The sequence below is a fragment of the Streptomyces anandii JCM 4720 genome (genome assembly GCF_014650655.1).
GTDB classification, from domain to species: Bacteria; Actinomycetota; Actinomycetes; order Streptomycetales; family Streptomycetaceae; genus Streptomyces; species Streptomyces anandii.
In genome coordinates this window covers 26690-49366 of sequence record NZ_BMVJ01000030.1, presented here as the reverse complement: position 1 = coordinate 49366, position 22677 = coordinate 26690, and the positions used below count along the sequence as shown (strand labels likewise).

Genomic DNA, 22677 nt, shown 5'->3' with positions numbered 1-22677 from the left:
CCTGGCGGCAGGGGCCGCTGAAGTTCCGGGTGACGTACCAGTTCGAGCCGGGCGCGGACGCGGACGGTGTGACGGTGCACATCCCGTTGCAGGTCCTCAACCAGGTCACCGACGAGGGCTTCGACTGGCAGATCCCGGGTCTGCGCGAAGAGGTCGTCACCGAGCTGATCCGCTCCCTGCCCAAGCCGGTCCGCCGCAACTACGTGCCCGCGCCGAACTACGCCAAGGCGTTCCTGGAGCGCGCGGTCCCCCTTCAGGAGCCGCTCACCACCACCATGGCGCGCGAGCTGAAGCGGATGGTGGGGGTGCCGTTCGAGGCCGAGGACTTCGACTGGTCGAAGGTCCCCGACCATCTGAAGATCACTTTCCGGATCGTCGACGAGCGGCGCCGCAAGCTGGCCGAGGACAAGGACCTCGAGGCGCTGAGGCTCAAGCTGCGTCCCAAGGCGCGCAAGGCCCTCTCGCAGGCCGCCGCGGCCACCGCGGAGCGGCAGGGCGGCGAGTCGCTGGAGCGCAAGGGGCTGACGGACTGGTCGATCGGCACGCTCACCCGCGTGTTCGAGACCCGCCGGGCCGGGCAGCCGGTGAAGGCCTACCCGGCGCTCGTCGACGACGGTCCGGCCGCCGGCACGGTCTCCGTACGGCTCTTCGACACCGAGGCCGAGCAGGCGGAGGCCATGTGGAAGGGCACGCGCCGGCTCATCCTGCGCAACATCCCGGTGAATCCGGCGAAGTTCGCGTCGGAGAAGCTGACCAACCAGCAGAAGCTGGCGCTGTCGTCGAACCCGCACGGCTCGGTCCAGGCGCTCTTCGACGACTGCGCGACGGCCGCGGCGGACAAGCTGATCGCGGACTTCGGCGGGCCGGTGTGGGACGAGGAGTCGTACCGCAAGCTCTACGACAAGGTGCACGCGGAGATCGTGGACGTGACCGTGCGGACGGTGGGCCAGGTGCAGCAGGTGCTGGCCGCCTGGCAGGCGTGCGAGCGCCGCCTGAAGGCGGTGCGCAGCCCCGCGCTGCTGCCGAACCTGGCGGACGTGCGGGCGCAGCTGGACGGCCTGGTGAGGCCCGGCTTCGTGACGGAGGCCGGCATACGGCGGCTGCCGGACCTGATGCGGTATCTGGTGGCCGCCGACCGCCGCCTGCAGCAGATGCCGACGGGCGTCCAGCGGGACACCACGCGCATGGAGAAGGTCCGGGAGATGCAGGACGAGTACGCCTGGCTGCTGGAGCAGATGCCGCAGGGCCGGCCGGTGCCGTCCGCGGTGCTGGACGTGCGCTGGATGATCGAGGAGCTGCGGGTGAGCTACTTCGCCCACGCGCTGGGCACGGCGTACCCGGTCTCGGACAAGCGGATCGTGAAGGCGATCGACGCGCTGGCCCCGTGAGCGGTGAGCGGTGAGCGGTGGCCGGTGACGGCCCCCGCACCCTGAGTGAGTTCGACCAGGCGCCCCGGCTCCTGTACAGTCTCTTCTCGCAGCGCAACGCACGAATGGCGCCGCGAAACCTGGTCCTGTGGAGCAGTTTGGAGTGCTCGCCACCCTGTCAAGGTGGAGGCCGCGGGTTCAAATCCCGTCAGGACCGCAGCAGAAAGAAGCGAAAGGCCCGCATCCGGCAACGGACGCGGGCCTTTCGCATGCGGTGGCCTGCCTGAGTGGCCCTGTTGGGGCGGCTGTTCGGTCCCGCGGCGGGCGGGATGCCGGGCCGGTCGCCAGGGGGCCGGTCGCGTGTCGGGGCGTCTTGACGGGGTCACATTCCCTCGGTACCCAAGGAACAGGGCCCGTTCCCGTACGGTCCGCTGGAGGTGGCGTATGGCGGCATCGGCCAGGCACGAGACCCGGGCGCTGCTCCGTGCGCACCTCGCGGCCGCTTCGTCGTACCGCCATCTCACCCGCCACTGCCCGGTCTGCCGTCACCTGTTGCGGCTGGCGATGGACAGTCCCCCACGGACGGCCCCCACCGCCCCCACCGCCCCTACGGCCTCCACGGCCCCCGGCACCCCCGACGCACCGCAGGAGCCGGCCACGGCCCCCGAGAGCCCCTCGACCGCGTGAGCCGGCGCACGAACGAGCGAGGCCGGCGGTCCCGAACTCCCGTGCGCGCGTGGGCCGGTGGAACCGGAGCCTCCTCTAGCGCAAAGCCGCCGTACGCAACAAGCGTCCCGGCATGTGACGGGTGTCACCGCATGAGTTTCTGAGAGCGCGGTACTTACGCCTGTCCTACAACCGGTCAATTTAATATGTGCAATTGCACCACTCGGCGGGCTGCTTCACAGGTGATCCGACAGCCCTCCCCAGACTCCGACAAGCCCGCTCACAGAGCCGCCCGGGGGCGCCATCCGGAGCCCGCGCCGGCCGCACCTGTGCGCGCCCGCTCGTACCCGCGCGCGCCCGTGCGCACAAAAAAGATCGCGCTGGACCCGGCGGAGTCCAGCGCGATCGACGACGCACCCGTTTACGTGTGCCTCAAAAGCTCTGACGGCTTGGGCGTGGGGCCTGTTGGGGCAGGTCCCGCGTCGCTTGGAGCTGTGGTGCCCGGACGTGTCGGCCAGTGGGGGACCAGCCGGTTTGCCCGGTTATGCAGTTGTTCAGGCCTCGCTGCGCTGCTGCGGGATGCCCGCGAGCAGAGCGCGGACTTCGGCCTCGCGGTAGCGGCGGTGCCCGCCGAGCGTGCGGATCGACGTGAGCTTGCCGGCCTTCGCCCAGCGCGTGACCGTCTTCGGGTCGACGCGGAACATGGTGGCGACCTCAGCCGGGGTCAGCAGCGGCTCGGCATCAGGGGTGCGAGCGGTCATGAGCGGCCTCCTCGGGAGAACCGAACCTTCTCGGTTCTTTCCTCTAAATTCTGCACCTTGACCCGCGTTGCCCGAAATGGCGGACGCGAGTCGAGTCGGTTATAGGACGAACGGCTTGTCCTCGGCACTACAACTACACCATCTGTCCAGCCGCGTCGGCCAAACCGATGGAATTGCCCTCCCAGGTGTTCATCAGCGACGGAAGCCGATGGACCATGCCATAGCGGACAGTCACGCCACTGTGACGATCAGTCACAGGGCGATCAGGAGGCACCAGACCCCCCAAAGCGTGCAATGCTGAGATTCCGCCCTGAGCGGAGCATAGTTGGGCGGAAGGAGCCCTCCCCGGGCTCCTTGTCCTATTTTGGCATGAGGAGGGGCAAGCGGCGCAAGGGTCGGGTAAGTGCAGTCCGTCACCCTTGACGCAAACGCCCGGATCGGGGGCTACATCCCGTCAGCTTCCCGAAATGCCCTTGACCGTACGCTGTTCAAGCACGTCCCGGCCGTGACCCAGGTCACTCCTGTCACACCGTCAGTTCGCCGACCGCCGGTCGCGCACCGCCCGCCACCGCTCCACGAGCCGCCCGTAGGCCTCGCCCGCGGCCGCCCCGTCGCCGTGGCGCAGCGCCTCGATCCCCGCGGCCACGTCCGCCGCCGAGTGGTCGCCCTCCAGCTCGCCCGCCGGGAGCACGTGCACCAGGCCGCCGTAGTCCAGCTCCACCAGCGAGCGCGGGTGGAACTCCTCGAGCCAGCGCCCTACGTCCACGAGGCCGTCGATCAGCGGCCCCTCGTCGATGGCGTCCCTCAGCGCCCGCAGTCCCCGCGCGACCCGCCGCCGGGCCTGCACCATCGGCGTGCGGTAGCGCAGCAGCGGGGCCTCGCCCCCGAGGCCGCCGGCGTCGCCCGGGGCGCCGGAGCCCTTGACGTACTCCCGCTCGTCGTCGGAGACCAGCACGAACCAGTTGAGCGGCACCTGCCAGGTGGCGGTGCGGATCCAGGGGCGGGCGTCGGGGTTGTCGGTGATCCAGCGCTCGTAGTCCTGGGCGGCCTGGCGCCGTACGACCGGGGGCAGCACCGCGTCCAGGACGACCGCCGGGAGCTCCTCCGCGAGCTCGCCCAGCGCCTGCCAGCCGCGCAGCCGGGTGCGCCAGGGGCAGACGCAGACCACTCCGTCGACGTCGAGCACGAACGCGTCCCGGCTCTCGTGCACCGGGACCGGGACGGGCGGGGTGGGCAGCAGGTCGGCCAGTGAGCGGCGCAGTTCGTCCTGGTAGGAGGGGCGGTCGGGGCGGCGGGCGTAGCGGGCCCAGTGGCCGCGCTCGGGCTCCGGGAAGGCGGCCAGCGGCTCGTACACGCGCAAGTAGGCCGCGTACGGGACGACCACGGAGGACACCTTGGGCACGCCTGCTCCCTCCCCACGGGACCGGAGGCGAAACCCGACCGGTCCGCGCCCGGACGGACGGAAAACCACTGCAAATCGTCCCACGCCCGGGTGGGAACGTACTCCGGGGGAGGGTGATCCCCACCACTGCGACCATGGTGAGGGGGGTCAGGGTCTACGCTCCTGGCACGGCCCCCGCCACCCTCAGGGAGCCGGTCCCCACTCGCCGCTACTTACCCGGGAGTCACCACCGTGACCGACGTGATCAACGGCGTCCTGCACACCCTGTTCCACTCGGAGCAGGGCGGTCATGAGCAAGTCGTGCTCTGTCAGGACCGCGCCAGCGGCCTCAAGGCCGTGATCGCCATCCACTCCACCGCCCTGGGCCCCGCGCTCGGCGGTACGCGCTTCTACCCGTACGCGAACGAGGAGGACGCCGTCGCCGACGCGCTGAACCTCGCGCGCGGAATGTCGTACAAGAACGCCATGGCCGGGCTCGGCCACGGCGGCGGCAAGGCCGTGATCATCGGTGACCCGGAACTGGTCAAGACCGAGGAGCTGCTGCTCGCCTACGGGCGGATGGTGGCCTCGCTCGGCGGCCGCTACGTCACGGCGTGCGACGTCGGCACCTACGTGGCCGACATGGACATCGTCGCGCGCGAGTGCCGCTGGACGACCGGCCGCTCGCCGGAGAACGGCGGCGCGGGCGACTCGTCGGTGCTCACCGCCTTCGGCGTCTACCAGGGCATGCGGGCCTCCGCCCAGCACCTGTGGGGCGACCCCTCGCTGCGCGACCGCAAGGTGGGCATCGCCGGCGTCGGCAAGGTCGGCCACCACCTCGTGCGGCACCTGCTCGACGAGGGCGCCGAGGTCGTGATCACCGACGTGCGCGAGGACGCCGTACGCCGCGTGCTCGAGCAGCACCCCGGGGTGCGGGCCGTCCCCGACACCGACGCCCTCATCCGGACCGAGGGCCTGGACGTCTACGCCCCCTGTGCCCTCGGCGGCGCCCTGAACGACGTCACCGTGCCTGTGCTGACCGCGAAGGTGGTGTGCGGCGCGGCCAACAACCAGCTCGCCCACCCGGGCGTCGAGAAGGACCTCGCCGACCGCGGGATCCTCTACGCGCCCGACTACGTGGTGAACGCCGGCGGTGTCATCCAGGTCGCCGACGAGTTGCACGGCTTCGACTTCGACCGGTGCAAGGCGAAGGCCGCGAAGATCTTCGACACCACGCTGGCCATATTCGCACGTGCGAAGGACGACGGGATTCCGCCGGCCGCCGCGGCCGACCGGATCGCCGAGCAGCGGATGGCGGAGGCGCGCGCCGCGGCCGCCGGCAAGCACTGACACCGCGGGTGTCGTTCGTTTGACCGGTACCTGCCGGTGGACAGTTGGAGAGAACTCTCACTTCCACCGGCGGGTCGTGGGCCAATAAGTGGTTAAAATCGCCATTGACCAGCGAGGACGGGGCGCCTCGACGGTCCTGTGCACACGCGCGTGCTGCGGGCGACGTACCGTATGGGCGCGGGCTCAGGTACCGTGGAAGCCCTACGGACCGGTCTCTCCGAGGAGAGCCCGTTCCGGATCATGAACGCGTGTCAGACTCTGGGGCCGTTGAGCCCCGTCGTTGAGGGGGTCGAGCCATGGGGCGCGGCCGGGCCAAGGCCAAGCAGACGAAGGTCGCCCGCCAGCTGAAGTACAACAGCGGTGGGACGGACCTCTCACGCCTGGCCGAGGAGCTGGGCGCATCGACGTCGAACCAGTCGCCGAACGGCGACCGCTTCGAGGACGATGAGCACGACGACGACCTGTACGCACGGTACGCCGACCTCTATGAGGACGACGAAGAGGACGAGGACGACGACTCCTCGCACCAGCGTCGCCGCGGCGCTTGACCTTGCTTCGACCAGTGCCCGGTCCGTGGGTTTCCACGGACCGGGTTCTGTGCTGTCCGCGGGTCGGCGGGGCCGACCGCAGTGCCCGCGGGGCCTCGCGGCCCCCGGACCTCAGCCGGCGTAGTCGCCCACCAGTTCCGCACCCGTGGTGTGCTCGCCGCGGTCGGTGATCTCGCCGGCCACCCAGGCGTCGACCCCGCGGTCGGCCAGGGTGGCGAGGGCCACGTCCGCCGACTCCTGCGGCACGATCGCGATCATGCCGACGCCCATGTTGAGCGTCTTCTCCAGCTCCAGACGCTCCACGCCGCCGCTCCGGCCCACGAGGTCGAACACCGGGGCCGGGGTCCAGGTCGCGCGGTCGACCACGGCGTGCAGCGTGTCGGGGATCACACGAGCCAGGTTGGCGGCGAGCCCGCCGCCGGTGACATGGCTGAAGGCATGCACGTCGGTGGTGCGGGTCAGCGCGAGGCAGTCGAGCGAGTAGATCTTGGTGGGCTCCAGCAGCTCCTCGCCGAGGGTGCGGCCGAAGTCCTCCACGCGCGCGTCCAGCGACATCCCGGCGCGGTCCAGCAGGACGTGCCGGACGAGGGAGTACCCGTTGGAGTGAAGACCGGAGGACGCCATCGCGACGACCGCGTCACCCTTACGGATGCGATCCGCGCCGAGCAGCCGGTCCGCCTCCACGACGCCCGTACCGGCGCCTGCGACGTCGAAGTCGTCCTCGCCGAGCAGGCCGGGGTGTTCGGCCGTCTCACCGCCCACCAGGGCGCAGCCGGCCAGCACACAGCCCTCGGCGATGCCCTTGACGATGGCGGCGACCCGCTCGGGGTGGACCTTGCCGACGCAGATGTAGTCGGTCATGAACAGCGGCTCGGCGCCGCACACCACGATGTCGTCCATGACCATGGCGACCAGGTCGTGGCCGATCGTGTCGTACACGCCGAGCTGCCGGGCGATGTCGACCTTGGTGCCGACGCCGTCCGTCGCGGAGGCGAGCAGCGGCCGCTCGTAGCGCTTGAGGGCGGAGGCGTCGAAGAGGCCGGCGAACCCGCCGAGGCCGCCGAGCACCTCGGGGCGCCGGGTCTTCTTCACCCACTCCTTCATCAGCTCGACGGCGCGGTCGCCCGCCTCGATGTCGACGCCCGCGGCTGCGTAGCTGGCGCCGCCCTCGGCAGTCGGGGTCTCAGACATGACGATGAGAACTTTCGTGTCGTACGGCAGTGATACGGCCGTCTACGGGCGGCGGATGGCGTCGGCGGCGGCCGTGGCGGCGGGGCCGGCGGCCAGCTCGGTCTCCAGCAGCTGCTTGCCGAGCAGCTCGGGGTCCGGGAGCTCCATCGGGTACTCGCCGTCGAAGCAGGCCCGGCACAGGTTCGGCTTGGCGATGGTGGTCGCCTCGATCATGCCGTCGATGGAGATGTACGCCAGCGAGTCGGCGCCGAGCGAGGTGCCGATCTCGTCGATGCTCATGCCGTTGGCGATGAGTTCGGCGCGGGTCGCGAAGTCGATGCCGAAGAAGCAGGGCCACTTCACCGGCGGCGAGGAGATCCGGATGTGCACCTCGGCGGCGCCCGCCTCGCGCAGCATCCGGACCAGGGCGCGCTGGGTGTTGCCGCGCACGATCGAGTCGTCGACGACGACCAGCCGCTTGCCCTTGATGACTTCCTTGAGCGGGTTCAGCTTCAGGCGGATGCCGAGCTGGCGGATGGTCTGCGAGGGCTGGATGAAGGTGCGGCCCACATAGGCGTTCTTCACCAGGCCGTTGCCGAAGGGGATGCCGGAGGCCTCCGCGTAGCCGATCGCGGCGGGGGTGCCGGACTCCGGGGTCGCTATGACCAGGTCGGCCTCGGCCGGGGCCTCCTTCGCCAGCCTGCGGCCCATCTCGACGCGGGAGAGGTAGACGTTGCGGCCGGCGATGTCGGTGTCCGGGCGGGCCAGGTACACGTACTCGAACACACAGCCCTTGGGCTTCGCTTCTGCGAAGCGGGAGGTGCGCAGGCCGTTCTCGTCGATGGCGACGAACTCGCCCGGCTCGATCTCGCGGACGAAGCTGGCGCCGGTGATGTCCAGCGCGGCGGTCTCGGAGGCGACGACCCAGCCGCGCTCGAGGCGGCCGAGGACCAGCGGGCGGATGCCCTGTGGGTCGCGGGCGGCGTAGAGGGTGTGCTCGTCCATGAAGACGAGGGAGAAGGCGCCACGGACCTTCGGCAGGACCGTGTGGGCGGCCTCCTCGATGGTCAGCGGCTTGCCGTCCTCGTCGACCTGGGCCGCGAGGAGCGCGGTGAGCAGGTCGGTGTCGTTGGTCGCGGCGACCCGGGCCGAGCGGCTGTTGCCGTTGCCCTCCTTGGGCAGCTCGGCGACCATCGCGGCGAGCTGGGCGGTGTTGACCAGGTTGCCGTTGTGGCCGAGTGCGATGGAGCCGTGCGCGGTGGCACGGAACGTCGGCTGGGCGTTCTCCCACACGGAGGCGCCGGTGGTCGAGTAGCGGGCGTGTCCGACCGCGATGTGACCCTGAAGCGAACCGAGAGAGGTCTCGTCGAAGACCTGGGAGACGAGGCCCATGTCCTTGAAGACGAGGATCTGGGAGCCGTTGCTGACCGCGATTCCCGCGGATTCCTGGCCCCGATGCTGGAGGGCGTAGAGCCCGAAGTACGTGAGCTTTGCGACCTCTTCGCCCGGAGCCCAGACACCGAAGACGCCGCACGCGTCCTGGGGGCCTTTCTCACCGGGGAGCAGATCGTGATTGAGTCGACCGTCACCACGTGGCACGGCTCCGAGTGTAGGCGAGATCGACCACTGGTCCGAATTCGGGATCCGCGCCGGTAGTGGATCATCCTTGGCCCATCCCCTTCTGACCTGCGCAAACGCCGAGCGGTCAGACCGTCGTGGTCCGGTCGCGGCAAGACCTGAGTGAGACGTCCCTCACCCTTGAGGCGACGGTCCGCCGGGCGAGGGGTTCACCTCATCAGGGGCAGCAGCCCGGACAGGTCGGCGCGTTCCCCGCTCGCGCTCACCCGGGCCTCGTCGAGCGCGTCCTTCCAGGCCAGGCGGCCCGTCGCGAGCCGCATCCAGGTCAGCGGGTCGGTCTCGACCACGTTGGGCGGGGTGCCACGGGTGTGCCGGGGCCCCTCGACGCACTGCACGACCGCGTACGGCGGGACGCGCACCTCGGTCGACCCGCCGGGCGCCTTCGCGGCGAGCGCGTCGGCCAGCAGCCGGGTGCACGCGGCCAGCGCCTGGCGCTCGAAGGGCACCTCCAGACCGGGCACGGCGGCGTTCAGGTCGTCGGTGTGGACGACGAGTTCGACGGTGCGGGTGACGAGGTAGTCGGCGAGCGGCAGCGCGCCCGCGTTGGTGGCCAGCAGCCGGGCACCGGGGTGCTCGTCGAGCTGCCGTGCGAGGTCCTTCTCGACGCCCGCGAGGTAGGCGTCCAGGTCGGTGTGCTCGGCGGCGAGCCGCCGGGTGAACTCGTCGATGGCCGAGGAGTCGGCGGCGGTGGCGAACGGCCAGTCGAGCAGCACCGCGTCCGGCCGGGCCGGCTCGGGCCGCTCCAGGGCCCGCCCGATCGCCGTGACCGCCATCCCGATGTGGGCGACCAGCTCCCGGACCGTCCAGTCGCCCAGGCGGGTCGGCAGCGCGAGCTGCTCGTCCGTGAGCCCCCGCACGCCCTCCCGCACCCGCTCCAGCTGCGCGAGCACCGCCGCACGGATCTTCACCGGGTCATAGGACCGGGCACGCTTCTTGGCGGATGGCATGCGGGAGAGCCTAGTCCTCGCGGCACGACGAGGGGCCCGGCCGCCCAAGCGGTCGGGCCCCCTTGTTGCCGGTGGGCTAGGCGAGGAGGGACGGGATGGTGGTCTCGTGCGCCTCGCGGAGTTCGGCCAGGGTCAGTTCGAACTCACCCTGGACCTCGACCGTCTCGCCGTCGACGACGCCGATGCGGGTGGCGGGCAGACCGCGCGCACCGCACATGTCGTTGAAGCGGACCTCCTCCGAGCGGGGCACCGCGACGACCGCGCGGCCCGCCGACTCCGACAGCAGGAAGGTGAACGCGTCCAGCCCGTCCGGTACGACCAGACGCGCGCCCTTGCCGCCGAGCAGCGCGGACTCCACGACCGCCTGGATCAGGCCGCCGTCGGACAGGTCGTGCGCGGAGTCGATCATGCCGTCGCGGGAGGCGGAGATGAGGATCTCGGCCAGCAGCCGCTCGCGCTCCAGGTCCACCTTGGGCGGCAGGCCGCCGAGGTGGTCGTGGACGACCTGGGACCAGGCCGAGCCGCCGAACTCCTCGCGGGTGTCGCCGAGGAGGTACAGCAGCTGGCCCTCCTCCTGGAAGGCGACCGGGGTGCGGCGGGCCACGTCGTCGATCACGCCGAGGACGGCGACGACCGGCGTCGGGTGGATGGCGGCCTCGCCGGTCTGGTTGTAGAGCGAGACGTTGCCGCCGGTCACCGGGGTGCCGAGCTGCTGGCAGCCGTCCGCCAGGCCGCGCACCGCCTCGGCGAACTGCCACATCACCGCCGGGTCCTCGGGCGAGCCGAAGTTCAGGCAGTCGGAGACCGCGAGCGGCCTGGCGCCCGTGGTCGCCACGTTGCGGTACGCCTCCGCGAGCGCCAGCTGGGCGCCCGTGTACGGGTCGAGCTTGGCGTAGCGGCCGTTGCCGTCCGTGGCGAGGGCGACGCCGAGGCCGGTCTCCTCGTCGATGCGGATCATGCCGGAGTCCTCCGGCATGGCGAGCACGGTGTTGCCCTGCACGAAGTGGTCGTACTGCTGGGTGATCCACTTCTTGGAGGCCTGGTTGGGCGAGCCGACCAGCTTGAGGATCTGGGCCTTGAGCTCCTCGCCGTCGGCCGGCCGGGGCAGCTTGCCGGCGTCGTCGGCCTGGAGGGCGTCCTGCCAGTCGGGGCGGGCGTACGGGCGCTCGTAGACCGGGCCCTCGTGGGCGACCGTGCGCGGGTCGACGTCGACGATCTTGCCGCCGTGCCAGTAGATCTCCAGGCGGTCGCCGTCGGTGACCTCGCCGATGACGGTGGCGATGACGTCCCACTTGGCGCAGATCTCCAGGAACCGGTCGACCTTCTCCGGCTCGACGACCGCGCACATGCGCTCCTGCGACTCGCTCATGAGGATCTCCTCGGGCGAGAGCGTGGAGTCGCGCAGGGGCACGTCGTCCAGGGTGACGCGCATGCCGCCGGAGCCGTTGGATGCGAGCTCGCTGGTGGCGCAGGACAGGCCGGCCGCGCCGAGGTCCTGGATGCCGACGACGAGCTTCTCGGCGAAGGCCTCCAGGGTGCACTCGATGAGCAGCTTCTCCTGGAAGGGGTCGCCGACCTGGACGGCGGGGCGCTTGGAGGGCTTGGCGTCGTCGAAGGTCTCGGACGCGAGGATCGACGCGCCGCCGATGCCGTCGCCGCCGGTCCGGGCCCCGTACAGGATGACCTTGTTGCCGGCGCCGGAGGCCTTGGCCAGGTGGATGTCCTCGTGCCGCATCACGCCGATGCAGCCGGCGTTCACCAGCGGGTTGCCCTGGTAGCAGGCGTCGAAGACGACCTCGCCGCCGATGTTGGGCAGGCCCAGGCAGTTGCCGTAGCCGCCGATGCCCGCGACCACGCCGGGCAGCACCCGCTTGGTGTCGGGGTGGTCGGCGGCGCCGAAGCGCAGCGGGTCGACGACGGCGACCGGGCGCGCGCCCATGGCGATGATGTCGCGCACGATGCCGCCGACGCCGGTGGCCGCGCCCTGGTAGGGCTCCACGTAGGAGGGGTGGTTGTGCGACTCCACCTTGAAGGTGACGGCGTAGCCCTGGCCGACGTCGACCACGCCGGCGTTCTCACCGATGCCGACGAGCATGGCGTCGTTCTCGGGGGCCTTCTCGCCGAACTGGCGGAGGTGGACCTTGGAGGACTTGTACGAGCAGTGCTCGGACCACATCACGGAGTACATGGCGAGCTCGGCGCCGGTCGGGCGGCGGCCCAGGATCTCCACGATCCGCTCGTACTCGTCCTTCTTCAGGCCGAGTTCGGCCCAGGGCAGCTCGACGTCGGGGGTCGCGGCCGCGTGCTCGACCGTGTCCAGAGGCGTCCTGCTCATGCGGTGACCAGCTTCTTGAGGATCGAGGTGAAGAAGGGCAGGCCGTCGGTGCGGCCGGTGCCGATCAGCGGCTCGGTGGCGTGCTCGGGGTGCGGCATCAGGCCCACGACGTTGCCGGCCTCGTTGGTGATGCCGGCGATGTCGCGGAGCGAGCCGTTGGGGTTTCCACATCCATCAGCGGCTTCGCCGCGGACGACGTAGCGGAAGACGACGCGGCCCTCCGCCTCCAGCTTGTCGAGGGTGTACTCGTCGGCGACGTACCGGCCGTCCATGTTCTTCAGGGGGATGAAGATCTCCTGGCCCTCGCTGTAGTCGCTGGTCCAGGCGGTGGACGCGTTCTCCACCCGCAGCTTCTGGTCGCGGCAGATGAAGTGCAGGTGGTCGTTGCCGAGCATGGCGCCCGGGAGGAGGTGGGCCTCGGTGAGGACCTGGAAACCGTTGCAGATGCCGAGGACCGGCAGGCCGGCCTTCGCCTGCTCGATGACGCTGCCCATCACCGGCGAGAAGCGGGAGATGGCGCCGGCCCGCAGATAGTCACCGTAGGAGAAACCACCGGGCAGGACGACCGCGTCGACCTGCTTGAGGTCCTTGTCCTTGTGCCAGAGGGCGACCGGCTCGGCGCCCGCGAGGCGGATCGCGCGCTGGGTGTCCCGGTCGTCGAGACTGCCCGGAAAGGTGACGACGCCAATACGCGCGGTCACTTCGCGGCCCCCGCGACCACGTCGTCGGACTCGACCTTGACGGTGAAGTCCTCGATCACGGTGTTGGCGAGGAAGGATTCGGCAAGATCGTGAATGCGGGCGAGCACGGCCTCGTCGACCGGCCCGTCAACTTCCAGTTCGAATCGCTTTCCCTGACGTACGTCCGAGATGCCTTCGAAACCCAGGCGCGGCAGTGCGCGCTGCACCGCCTGGCCCTGGGGGTCGAGGATCTCCGGCTTGAGCATGACGTCGACTACGACGCGTGCCACTGGCACTCCCGGTGTGTGGTGCTGAGCAGGTTCCTTCAGACTACCCGCACAAAATTTCTACGCGGGTAGATTCGTAGGAATCTACGTGACGGCCATCACGATCCGGCATCGTCGGGGGCGCTTCGTGAAAAGTTCTGGGAAAGTTCGGCGATCCGCTCCCGATCCGTATTGCACCGGGACACGCGGAGAGATTTAGTCGGGCTTCACTTTGCAATGCCCGGCACTGTACAAATGAATTGGCAACAGCCGATACTTTCCGGCGATAACAGGCGGACAGCCGACATCTTGCGAACATCTCCCCATGCCCCGCGGGTCATGACGGAGCACGTGGCCGCAGTGGTGTCGCACGAAGGGACCGATATTCGTGGCGCAGCGTGTCGTGGTCACTCTCTTTGACGACATGGACGGCTCGGAAGCGGCGGAGACGATCGCCTTCGGACTGGACGGCAAGTTCTACGAGATCGACTTGAACCAAGCCAATGCGAAGAAACTGCGTAAGGCGCTGGAGCCGTACGTGGAGGCCGGGCGCAAGCGGTCGAAGTCGGGCAAGGCGTACCGGCAGACGGAGGTCGCCCCCGACCCCGCCGCCGTCCGCGCCTGGGCACAGGCCAACAAGATGGAGGTGCCGGCCCGCGGACGCATCCCCAAGAAGGTCTACGAGGCGTTCAGCGCGGCCCAGTGAGGCCCGCCCGGGCCGGGTTCCAGGGTCCCTCAGCGGGCCCTGGGCACAACCGACTTGCGCAACCCCCCTGCTGATCAGCTAATGTCTGCAGCACGCCGAGGGGCGCGGCCGAAAGGCCGGGACCCACGGAGTACACGCGGGTGTAGTTCAGTAGCAGAACATCCCCCTTCCAGGGGGAAGGCGCAGTGTGCGATTCCTGTCACCCGCTCTGCACCGCCGGTCCGGACCACTCTTGTGGATCAGGTAGGCTGGTGCTCGCGCCGATCGGTGGGAGCCGGTCGGAGGCAATGCGGACGTAGCTCAGTTGGTAGAGCGCAACCTTGCCAAGGTTGAGGTCGCGAGTTCGAACCTCGTCGTCCGCTCCAGAGAAACCCCGGTCACTGGACCGGGGTTTTTTCGTTCTCCCGCTACCTCCACGCTGCCCGTTTCCGCGTCTGACATTTGTCATGCCGAGAGATGACACCGCGCACTGCTGCCCGACCCCGGCCGCCGGGACGCTGGGGTCATGTACAACGACGAACACGAGCACGTGATCGAGGTCACAGATCTCCAACGCGTCTACGGGGGCGGGTTCGAGGCGGTGCGCGGCATCACCTTCCACGTGGACCGCGGGGAGGTGTTCGCGCTGCTGGGCACCAACGGCGCCGGCAAGACCTCCACGGTCGAGCTCCTGGAAGGCCTCGCGGCACCGACCGGCGGACGCGTACGCGTCCTGGGCCACGACCCCCGCACCGAGCGTGCCGCGGTACGGCCGCGCACCGGTGTGATGCTCCAGGAGGGCGGCTTCCCCTCCGAGATGACCGTCGCCGAGACCGCGCGGATGTGGGCGGGCTGTGTGAGCGGGGCGCGGCCCACCGGGGAGGTGCTGGCCCAGGTCGGCCTCGGGCGGCGCACGGACGTCCGGGTCAAACAGCTCTCCGGCGGCGAGCGGCGGCGCCTGGACCTGGCGCTCGCGCTGCTCGGCGACCCCGAGGTGCTGTTCCTGGACGAGCCGACCACCGGACTGGACGCCGAAGGGCGCCGGGAGACCTGGGAGTTGGTGCGGGCGCTGCGCGAGGGCGGGACGACCGTGCTGCTCACCACGCACTATCTGGAGGAGGCCGAGGGCCTCGCCGACCGGCTCGCCATCCTGCACGAGGGACGCATCGCCGCGGCCGGCACCCCGGCCGAGGTCACGGCCGCCCAGCCGTCCCGGATCTCCTTCGAACTGCCCGACGGGTACTTCCTGGGCGACCTGCCCCCGCTCGCCGCCCTCGGTGTGTGCGGCCACGAGGCGGACGGCCGCGTCGTACGGCTGCGGACCCGCCAGCTCCAGCGCACCGCCACCGAACTGCTGCTGTGGGCCCGGCGGACCGGGCTCGAACTGCGGGGCCTGGACGCCCGGTCGGCCTCGCTGGAGGAGGCGTTCCTCACCATCGCCCGGGAGGCGTCCACCGCACAGGAACCCGCACGGACACAGGAGTACGCGGCATGAGCGGCACACTCACCACACCCGCCGGGCGCATGACCACACCCACCGGTCGCATGACCGCCCTCGCCCGCGCCGAACTCACCCTGCTCGGGCGGAGCAGGAGCACCGTCGTCACGGCCCTGTTCGTGCCGCTGGTGCTGCCGTTCACCGTGCGCTCGGCGGTCGAGCAGATGGACCTGAAGGGCACCGGGCTCACGGTGGGCCTGATCCTGCTGCCCGGCGCCATCGGCTTCTCGCTGCTGTTCGCCGTGTACTCCACGCTCGTCGGCGTGTTCGTCGCCCGGCGCGAGCAGCTCGTCCTCAAACGGCTGCGCACCGGCGAACTCCGCGACAGCGAGATCCTCGCCGGGGCCGCGATCCCGGCCGTCCTCACGGGCCTCGCGCAGTCGCTGCTCCTCGCGGCCGGGTGCACGGCCCTGCTCCACGTCCCCGCGCCCCGCGCTCCCCAACTGGCCGTGCTGGGACTGCTGCTGGGGCTCGCGCTGAGCGTGCTGCTGGCCGCGGTCACCGCGGGATTCACCCGCACCGCCGAGAGCGCCCAGGTCACCTCGATCCCGCTGGTGCTGGTCACCATGATGGGCTCCGGGCTCGCCGTGCCGCTCCAGATGCTGCCCGACCGGCTGGCCGCCGCGTGCGCGCTGCTGCCGCTGACCCCGGCGATGACCCTGGTGCGGGACGGCTGGACCGGCGGAGCCGGAGCGGGCGAGGTGCTGCGCGCGGTGGCGGTGGCGCTGGCCTGGCTGGTCCTCGGGGTGTTTGCTGTACGGCGGTGGTTCGGGTGGGAGCCGCGGCGCTGAGGGGGGCCGGAGGAACATGCGGGGACCAGGAAGCTGGTGGCGGAACAAGACCACGCCGGCCAAGGTCGAGACGTATACGCGGTGGTCGTTCCACCTCTTCGCGGTGCTCGAGGTTCCGGCGATCGGCTTGCCGGCCTTCGCCCAGGCGGGGACGGGGCTCGCGGCCTCGCTGGCGGGAATGGTGACGGTGCACGCAGTGGCCTGCGCCGTCACCGCCTCGCGGGCGCTCGACTGGACACGTGGCCGGCGCGATCAGCCCCTGGCCCTGCTGCGGGCGCTCGGCACGCTCACCACCGTCCTGGCCATGACCGCGCTCGTCATCGAAACGCACGGAAGCCCGGGCGGCAGGGCGGCCACCGCCGCCGGCGGCGTCTTCGCCGGAGTGGTGGTCTTCGGCACCGGTACGCTCGCTCTCGGGACACGCAGCCGGCGCCGTGCGTTCGCGGTGGTGGCGGGGTTCGCGGCCGGTTCCACAGTGGCCGCGGTGTCGCTGGGCCTGCCCGCCGCCGCGGCTCTCGTCACCGCTCTGCTGGTGCTGGTGGGCGGCGGATTCCTCGCCTTCACCTCGGTCTTCTCCGTCTGGCTGCTGAACGCGGTCTACGAACTCGACGCCGCGCGCGAGACCCGCGCCCGGCTCGCGGTCGCCGAGGAACGGCTGCGGTTCGGTCGGGACCTGCACGACGTGATGGGGCGCGACCTCGCGGTGATCGCGCTGAAGGCGGAGCTGGCCGTGCAGCTGGGCCGGCGCGGGCGGCCCGAGGCGGTGGAGCAGATGATCGAGGTGCAGCGGCTCGCGCACGAGTCGCAGCGCGAGGTGCGCGCGGTGGTCCGCGGCTACCGCGAGGCGGACCTCCGGGCCGAACTCGCCGGTGCGCAGGGCGTCCTGGCGGCCGCCGGCATCGACTGCTCGGTCACCGGCTCGGCCCCCGGCCTCCCGGCCCCGGTGCAGTCCGCGCTCGGCTGGGTCGTCCGGGAGGCCACGACGAACGTGCTCCGGCACGGCGACGCCCGGCGGTGCGCGGTGTCCCTGCGGGTGACGGACGACCTCGCCGAGCTGTGCGTCGAGAACGACGGCGTTCCCGACCCGCCCGCCGGCGACCGGCCGGGTTCCGGACTCGCCGGGCTGCGCGAACGCCTCCAGGAACTCGACGGCACCCTGCGGGCCGGCCCCGCCGGCCCCGGCCGCTTCCGGCTGACCGCCGGCATACCGCTGCCTCCCCCCGGCCCGCGGCCCGGAGTGACGCCCGGGACCGCCGTGACGGGGGCGGCAGACCCGAACAGAGAGACCAGCGAGGCAGCACCATGACGACATCCGCTGAGACGTCCGCCGCGACGGCACCCGTCGGACCCGTCCGGCTGCTGCTCGCGGACGACGAACACCTCATCCGGGGCGCGCTCGCCGCGCTGCTCGCCCTGGAGGACGACCTGCTGGTCGTGGCCGAGGCGGCGAGCGGCCCGGAGGCGCTCGCCATGGCCCGGGCGCACGTCCCCGACGTGGCCGTGCTGGACCTGCAGATGCCCGGCGCGGACGGTGTGAAGGTCGCCACATCGCTGCGGGCCGAGCTGCCCGGCTGCCAGGTGCTGATCGTCACGGGTCACGGGCGGCCGGGGCATCTGAAGCGGGCGCTCGAGGCGGGTGTGCGCGGGTTCGTGCCGAAGACCCTCAGCGCGCAGCGGCTCGCCGAGATCATCCGCGCCGTGCACGCCGGGAACCGCTACGTCGACCCCGAGTTGGCCGCCGACGCGATCTCCTCCGGGGACTCCCCCCTGACCGCGCGGGAGGCGGAGGTGCTGGAGCTCGCCGTCGACGGGGCGCCGGTGGCGGAGATCGCCGAGCGGGCCGCCCTCTCCCCGGGGACCGTGCGCAACTACCTGTCGTCCGCCGTGACCAAGCTGGGCGCCGAGAACCGGCATGCGGCGGTACGGCTCGCGCGGGAGCGAGGTTGGGTATAGTTGGCCTCGCGCCACGGCGCAACGCGGACGTAGCTCAGTTGGTAGAGCGCAACCTTGCCAAGGTTGAGGTCGCGAGTTCGAGCCTCGTCGTCCGCTCCGCAGCGAAGGCCCCGGTCACCGACCGGGGCCTTCGTCGTGCGCTCAGTTCCAGGGGGTGCCGGTCAGCCGCTCGTAGGCCTCGACGTACTTGGCCCGGGTCGCCTCGACGATCTGCTCGGGCAGCGGCGGCGGGGGCTGCTCGCCGCGGCGGTCCCAGCCGGACTCGGCGGAGGTCAGCCAGTCGCGGACGAACTGCTTGTCGTACGACGGCTGCGCGCGCCCCGGCTGCCACTGGTCGGCCGGCCAGAAGCGGGAGGAGTCGGGGGTGAGCACCTCGTCGGCGATCACCAGCGTGTCCCCGTCGAAGCCGAACTCGAACTTGGTGTCGGCGAGGATGATCCCCCGCTCCCGGGCGATGTCCCGGGCCCGGCCGTAGACGGCGAGGGTGGCCTGGCGCAGGTGGGCGGCGGTCTCGGCGCCGACCTGGCGGGCGACCTCCTCGTAGGAGACGTTCTCGTCGTGCTCGCCGACCTCGGCCTTGGTGGCCGGGGTGAAGATCGGGGCGGGCAGCTCGGAGCCGTCGACCAGGCCCTCGGGCAGGGCGAGTCCGCAGACCGTGCGGCTCTCGTCGTACTCGACCAGGCCCGAGCCGGTCAGATAGCCGCGGGCCACGCACTCCACGGGGATCATCCGCAGCGACTTGCAGACCAGCGTGCGGCCGGCCCAGTCGGCGGGGGCGCCTTCGGGCAGTTCGGTGCCGATGACGTGGTTGGGGACCAGGTCGGCGAGCTTGTCGAACCACCACAGGGACAGCTGCGTGAGGATGCGGCCCTTGTCGGGGATCTCGGTGGGCAGCACCCAGTCGTAGGCGGACATGCGGTCGCTGGCGACCATCACGAGGTCGCCCGCCTCGTTCTGGTACAGCTCGCGCACCTTGCCGGTGTGCAGATGCACCAGGCCCGGAACCTGGATCGGCTCGGGCTTTTCGACGAATCCGGACACGGTTCCTCCCCGTGGTTCTGTCCAATGCCCCGATTCTCCCGTATCGGGCACGGGGCGCGGACGCCGGGTCAGTCGCGCTTGCAGATCCGGTCGAGGAGGTTGGCGGTGGCGCGCTGGATACGGGGGTCGGTGTGGCCGGGCCGGTCCAGGGCCGGGGACCAGGCGAAGGTGCCGGAGGCGAACACCAGGGCCCCCGAGGGCGCCCGGTACAGCGAGGTCTCCTGGTGGCGCGGTACGCCCTCGCCGTCGGTGTACGGCGAGTGCGCGAGCAGGATGCGGTCCTGGTGGTCGGGGAGCGGGGTGCGCGGGAAGTAGCGGTCGGCCTCGCCCGCGACCAGGCCGGCGATCTCCTCGCCCTCCGCGGCCCCGGTCGCCTCCCACAGCCAGTGGCCGGCGTTGCGGACGATCAGGGGGTGCGGCTCGGGGACGCGGCCCGCGTACTGGATGCCGACCAGCTGCTGCTCGGGCCGGTCGATCTCCCGCCACAGCACCGGGCGGCCCGGGCCCTTGCGTTTGCGGCAGGTGAGCAGGCGGTCGGGCACGCCGGAGGGGGAAGGGCCCAGCTCCACCTGCCAGTACATGGTGTTGGCGGACAGGAACACCAGCGAGGTGCCGTTCTCGCGGGCCAGTTCCACGGTGCGGCGCATGCTGGTCGACCAGTACTCGTCGTGGCCGGGGAAGACCAGGCCGCGGTAGCGGGTGGGGTCGACGCGGCCGGCGTGCAGGTCGCGGGCGTCGGCGTAGGCGAGGTCGTAGCCGTAGCGCTCGGCCCAGCGGATGAAGTCGTAGGCATGGCCGACGTGCAGGGGCAGGCCCGCGCCCGCGTACGGCCGGTCGAAGGAGACCGTGGTCGCGGCGTCCGCCTCGCCGAGCAGCCCGCCGTGCTCGTCCCAGGCGTGGTAGAGGCTCGCGCCGGTGCGGCCGTCCTCCGGGTAGAGGTTGTAGGCCTGCCAGGTGATGTCGGGCAGGAGCAGCAGCAGGTCCGCGGGGTGGTTGTCGCGGACGGTGAAGGGGATGTGGGAGCGGTAGCCGTCGTCGGTGGTCAGTACGGCGACATAGGCGCCGATGCTCCAGTACGACGGGATCTGCAGCCGCCAGGACAGCCACCAGTGGTGGCAGGAGACGGTGCGGTCGGCGGTCAGCGGCGGAGGCTGCACGATGCCGGACAGGCGTGGGCTGGTGGTGATCTTGGCCGCGCCGTCGCCGCCGTAGTGGCCGATGCGGTAGACGTCGACGCCGAACTGCTGGGGCGGGTCGACCGTGATGTGGAAGTCGATCGCCTCGCCGGGTGTGACCGCGCCGGTGGAGGCGAAGCCCTTGATCTGGCGGCGCACGTCGTCGGCCGAGCGGGGGCCGCCGCCGGAGGGGCGGGGGGCCGGGACGCGGGGGGCGGTGGCGGTGGCTCCGGCGGCTTGGGCGGAGGGCGTGCCGGAGGCGGTGCCGGGGGCGGCGCCGGGCGCGGGCTGGGGGTCCACGTACCAGGGGACGACCTGGCCGGTGTCGTCGAAGTAGGTCTCGCTGCCGCGCAGCCAGGGGACGGGACCCTGGCCGAACGGGTCCGTCACGGCGTGCGCGAGTGCTCCCGACTCCCAGCGTCGGATGTGCTCCGGTGCCATGGCCGTCCCCTCCCTCGTGCCCCCGTGGTCTGCCTTCGACGGGTGTCGTATGTCGCGAGCGTTTGCCAGGTGCGCGATCGGTCCAAGCACATCACATTACGCACGCAGGCTGTCACTATTCGTTGCGAATTGGCCGAAAGTGGAAGCGGGGGGTCCGGTACTGCGGCCGGGGCGCGGGCATTGCCCGAGGTCAGACCAGGCGTATCGGCTTCTCAGGACGTATGCCCGAATCGATCAGCCAGGTCTGGAGCGGGGCCGGATCGCCCTCCTCGACGAGGGCGAGGACCTTGGGGCCGAGGTCGGTGGCTCTGCCGCCGTTCATGAGCAGGGCGGGGCCGTCGAGCCAGTCGAGGCCGGGGGTGGCGCCGGCGGTGTCCATCGCCGCGCAGCACACCATCGCGGTGACGTGGTCGGCGAGCAGGTCGCGGCCGCTGCGGGGCGGCTGGAGCGGGAACAGGGGCAGCGCGCCCTCGTCCCAGGCGAGCGTGCCGGTGAGCAGGGCGGCGTCCTCCGCCGGAACCGTCCGCGCCGCCGGGGCGACCGCCTCCTCGCGGGCCAGCTCGGCACTGAGCCCGGCGGCGAGCACGGCACTGCGCTCGTTGGTCAGGTCGGTGTCGTCCGTGTCGTCCGTGTCGTCCGTGTCGTCCGGGTCGTCCGGGTCGTCCGGGTGGTCGTCATCGCTTCTGCCCGCCTGCGGCGCCGGCGGGGCCGCCGAGGTGGCCGGGACGGGCGGCCGGTGGTCCAGCGTGAGGTGGTCCAGGACGCGGGCCAGGGTCGGTCCGTGCGGATCGGGGGCCGGGGGGCCGGGGGAGCGGCGGACGCCGAGCGTGTCCAGCACCCGGTGCAGACGGGCGGCGTCGGTGCGCCACTTGCGGTCGACGACCTCCTCCGGATACTCCTGCCAGTCCACCGGGGCCCAGTCCGGGCCGCGCTCGGCCGGACCGCCGTGGAAGAGCCGGGCGGCCAGCAGCGAGGCCGCCTCGTCCACCGTGCCGGGCTCCTCCAGCAGGTCGCAGGCGGGACGCTCACCGAGCCTCGAGGCGAACCCCTCGGCCAGCCGGTCCCGCCGGGACAGCTCGGTGAGGGCGGCGACGACGCCCGCGTCCAGCCGGGACGGCCAGCGGCCCATCCGCCAGGCGGGGAGCGCCACCCGGGTCAGCAGCCGGTCCCAGCCCGCGTAGGCCAGGCCCACCTGCTCCTGGGCGACGATCCGCAGACCGTAGTCCACGGCCTGCGCGCGCTCGGCGGCCGCGGACGCCACCCCTCGCTCCATCTCCGCCGCGTGCTCCCGGCAGCCGCGCAGCAGCAGCCGGGCCGCCCAGCCAAGGCCCGCGCACAGCGAGCGGGACGGGGCGCAGCGACCGGACGTCGAGGCGACGGCCACCGCCGCGTCCAGACCCCGGACGAAGCGGCGGGCCGCGGCTATGTCCGGGTGCGCCGAAGGTCCCGTACCGGCGACGACCGGGGCGAGGACGGCCCGCAGCTCGCCGACCCGCATCCACCACAGGAACGGGGAGCCGATGACCAGCACGGGCGCCGCCGGCGTCCCGCGCGGGCGGGAGGTGGGCAGGCCGCGCAGGCCGTCCGCGCCGTCGTGCTCCTCGCGCGGGGGCGGGCCGTGGGCCGGGTGGGTGCGGTCCTCCAGCCAGCTGTCGCAGTCGGGGGTCAGGGCTATGGCGGACGGGGCGGGGACGTCGAGGCGGTCGGCGAGGTCGCGGACCAGGCGGTACAGGTCGGGGGCGGACTCCTCGGCGATCGGTACCGTGGGACTCATGGCGGGGCGGGCGCGGGCGACGACCAGACCGATGCCGGCCGCCAGCAGCAGGACGACGACCGCCACGGCGCCCACCACCCAGCGGGCGACGTCCCAGCCCCGGCCCACGAGGTGGCCCGTGCTGTCGCCGGCGAAGAGGATCACCGCGACGGCGGCGGGCAGCAGGGCGACGGCCAGCGCGCGGCTGCGCACGCGCAGCACGGCGAGGGC

General features: G+C 71.7%; 20 protein-coding genes and 4 tRNA genes. 13 read left to right on the top strand and 11 right to left on the bottom strand.

From position 1 onward, the window contains the following. The 3 genes from IE249_RS39195 to IE249_RS32560 form a co-directional block, all read left to right on the top strand. Positions 1-1388 (top strand): DUF3418 domain-containing protein (locus IE249_RS39195; protein ID WP_229859755.1); only part of this gene is annotated, 1388 nt, incomplete at its 5' end. A 121-nt stretch (positions 1389-1509) separates the two neighbouring features. Further along, positions 1510-1584 (top strand) — tRNA-Asp (locus IE249_RS32565). Between the two features lie 227 nt (positions 1585-1811). Further along, positions 1812-2054 (top strand): DUF6274 family protein, encoded by a 243-nt coding sequence (locus IE249_RS32560; protein WP_189710665.1) that lies wholly within the window; start codon positions 1812-1814, stop codon positions 2052-2054. Positions 2055-2587: 533 nt separating this feature from the next. Here IE249_RS32560 and bldC read toward each other — a convergent pair. Together bldC and IE249_RS32550 are read right to left on the bottom strand one after the other, a co-directional pair. Further along, positions 2588-2794 carry a developmental transcriptional regulator BldC gene (gene bldC, locus IE249_RS32555; protein ID WP_003949541.1) on the bottom strand — a complete coding sequence of 69 codons (207 nt, stop codon included), beginning with the start codon at positions 2792-2794 and terminating at the stop codon, positions 2588-2590. A 532-nt stretch (positions 2795-3326) separates the two neighbouring features. Continuing rightward, entirely contained in the window at positions 3327-4196 is an 870-nt protein-coding gene (locus tag IE249_RS32550; RefSeq protein WP_189710663.1) for a DUF8083 family protein, read from the bottom strand. 231 nt (positions 4197-4427) lie between these two features. On the opposite strand from IE249_RS32550, the gene IE249_RS32545 reads away from it, so the two are divergent. Together IE249_RS32545 and IE249_RS32540 are read left to right on the top strand one after the other, a co-directional pair. Next, the gene (locus IE249_RS32545; protein ID WP_189710661.1) at positions 4428-5525 is read left to right on the top strand and encodes a Leu/Phe/Val dehydrogenase; all 1098 of its coding nucleotides are present in this window, start codon (positions 4428-4430) and stop codon (positions 5523-5525) included. A gap of 296 nt (positions 5526-5821) precedes the next feature. Continuing rightward, a complete protein-coding gene (locus IE249_RS32540) occupies positions 5822-6073 on the top strand; it encodes a DUF3073 domain-containing protein (RefSeq protein WP_189710659.1) in 252 nt (83 codons plus the stop codon). 111 nt (positions 6074-6184) lie between these two features. Here the strand turns inward: IE249_RS32540 and purM are convergent, their stop codons facing one another. The 6 genes from purM to purS all read right to left on the bottom strand — a co-directional run bounded on the left by purM (position 6185) and on the right by purS (position 13133). Beyond that, the gene (gene purM, locus IE249_RS32535; RefSeq protein WP_189710657.1) at positions 6185-7264 is read right to left on the bottom strand and encodes a phosphoribosylformylglycinamidine cyclo-ligase; all 1080 of its coding nucleotides are present in this window, start codon (positions 7262-7264) and stop codon (positions 6185-6187) included. 42 nt (positions 7265-7306) lie between these two features. Then, positions 7307-8842 (bottom strand): amidophosphoribosyltransferase, encoded by a 1536-nt coding sequence (purF, locus tag IE249_RS32530; RefSeq protein WP_189710655.1) that lies wholly within the window; start codon positions 8840-8842, stop codon positions 7307-7309. A gap of 188 nt (positions 8843-9030) precedes the next feature. Further along, on the bottom strand, positions 9031-9828 hold the full coding sequence (locus IE249_RS32525) for a maleylpyruvate isomerase family mycothiol-dependent enzyme (RefSeq protein WP_189710653.1): 798 nt from the start codon (positions 9826-9828) through the stop codon (positions 9031-9033). Positions 9829-9904: 76 nt separating this feature from the next. Next, complete coding sequence (purL, locus tag IE249_RS32520; protein WP_189710651.1) at positions 9905-12163, bottom strand: phosphoribosylformylglycinamidine synthase subunit PurL; 2259 nt, start codon at positions 12161-12163, stop codon at positions 9905-9907. Continuing rightward, positions 12160-12864 carry a phosphoribosylformylglycinamidine synthase subunit PurQ gene (gene purQ, locus IE249_RS32515; protein ID WP_189710649.1) on the bottom strand — a complete coding sequence of 235 codons (705 nt, stop codon included), beginning with the start codon at positions 12862-12864 and terminating at the stop codon, positions 12160-12162. Before purQ ends, purL begins: the two co-directional genes overlap by 4 nt. Beyond that, positions 12861-13133 (bottom strand): phosphoribosylformylglycinamidine synthase subunit PurS, encoded by a 273-nt coding sequence (gene purS, locus IE249_RS32510; RefSeq protein WP_189710647.1) that lies wholly within the window; start codon positions 13131-13133, stop codon positions 12861-12863. Before purS ends, purQ begins: the two co-directional genes overlap by 4 nt. Before the next feature lie 364 nt (positions 13134-13497). Between purS and IE249_RS32505 the strand changes: the two genes are divergently transcribed. The 8 genes from IE249_RS32505 to IE249_RS32470 all read left to right on the top strand — a co-directional run bounded on the left by IE249_RS32505 (position 13498) and on the right by IE249_RS32470 (position 18132). Next, on the top strand, positions 13498-13815 hold the full coding sequence (locus tag IE249_RS32505) for a histone-like nucleoid-structuring protein Lsr2 (RefSeq protein WP_189710646.1): 318 nt from the start codon (positions 13498-13500) through the stop codon (positions 13813-13815). A gap of 136 nt (positions 13816-13951) precedes the next feature. Beyond that, a tRNA-Gly gene (locus tag IE249_RS32500) sits at positions 13952-14023 on the top strand. Positions 14024-14104: 81 nt separating this feature from the next. Then, positions 14105-14180 (top strand) — tRNA-Gly (locus tag IE249_RS32495). Between the two features lie 140 nt (positions 14181-14320). Further along, entirely contained in the window at positions 14321-15289 is a 969-nt protein-coding gene (locus IE249_RS32490; RefSeq protein ID WP_189710645.1) for an ABC transporter ATP-binding protein, read from the top strand. After that, the gene (locus IE249_RS32485; protein WP_189710644.1) at positions 15286-16083 is read left to right on the top strand and encodes an ABC transporter permease; all 798 of its coding nucleotides are present in this window, start codon (positions 15286-15288) and stop codon (positions 16081-16083) included. The genes IE249_RS32490 and IE249_RS32485 overlap by 4 nt, the downstream gene beginning before the upstream one ends. 16 nt (positions 16084-16099) lie before the next feature. Continuing rightward, positions 16100-17389, top strand: a complete 1290-nt coding sequence (locus tag IE249_RS32480) for a sensor histidine kinase (RefSeq protein WP_189710643.1) — start codon at positions 16100-16102, stop codon at positions 17387-17389. Further along, the gene (locus IE249_RS32475; protein ID WP_189710642.1) at positions 17386-18036 is read left to right on the top strand and encodes a response regulator transcription factor; all 651 of its coding nucleotides are present in this window, start codon (positions 17386-17388) and stop codon (positions 18034-18036) included. Before IE249_RS32480 ends, IE249_RS32475 begins: the two co-directional genes overlap by 4 nt. Positions 18037-18059: 23 nt before the next feature. After that, a tRNA-Gly gene (locus IE249_RS32470) sits at positions 18060-18132 on the top strand. Positions 18133-18177: 45 nt separating this feature from the next. Here the strand turns inward: IE249_RS32470 and IE249_RS32465 are convergent. From IE249_RS32465 to IE249_RS32455, 3 genes are all read right to left on the bottom strand, one after another. Then, positions 18178-19077, bottom strand: coding sequence for a phosphoribosylaminoimidazolesuccinocarboxamide synthase (locus tag IE249_RS32465; RefSeq protein ID WP_189710641.1), 900 nt, complete (start codon positions 19075-19077; stop codon positions 18178-18180). A 68-nt stretch (positions 19078-19145) separates the two neighbouring features. After that, positions 19146-20693: a N,N-dimethylformamidase beta subunit family domain-containing protein gene (locus IE249_RS32460; RefSeq protein WP_189710640.1), complete on the bottom strand. Its 1548-nt coding sequence runs from the start codon at positions 20691-20693 to the stop codon at positions 19146-19148. A 190-nt stretch (positions 20694-20883) separates the two neighbouring features. Next, positions 20884-22677 (bottom strand): hypothetical protein (locus IE249_RS32455; protein ID WP_229859754.1); only part of this gene is annotated, 1794 nt, incomplete at its 5' end.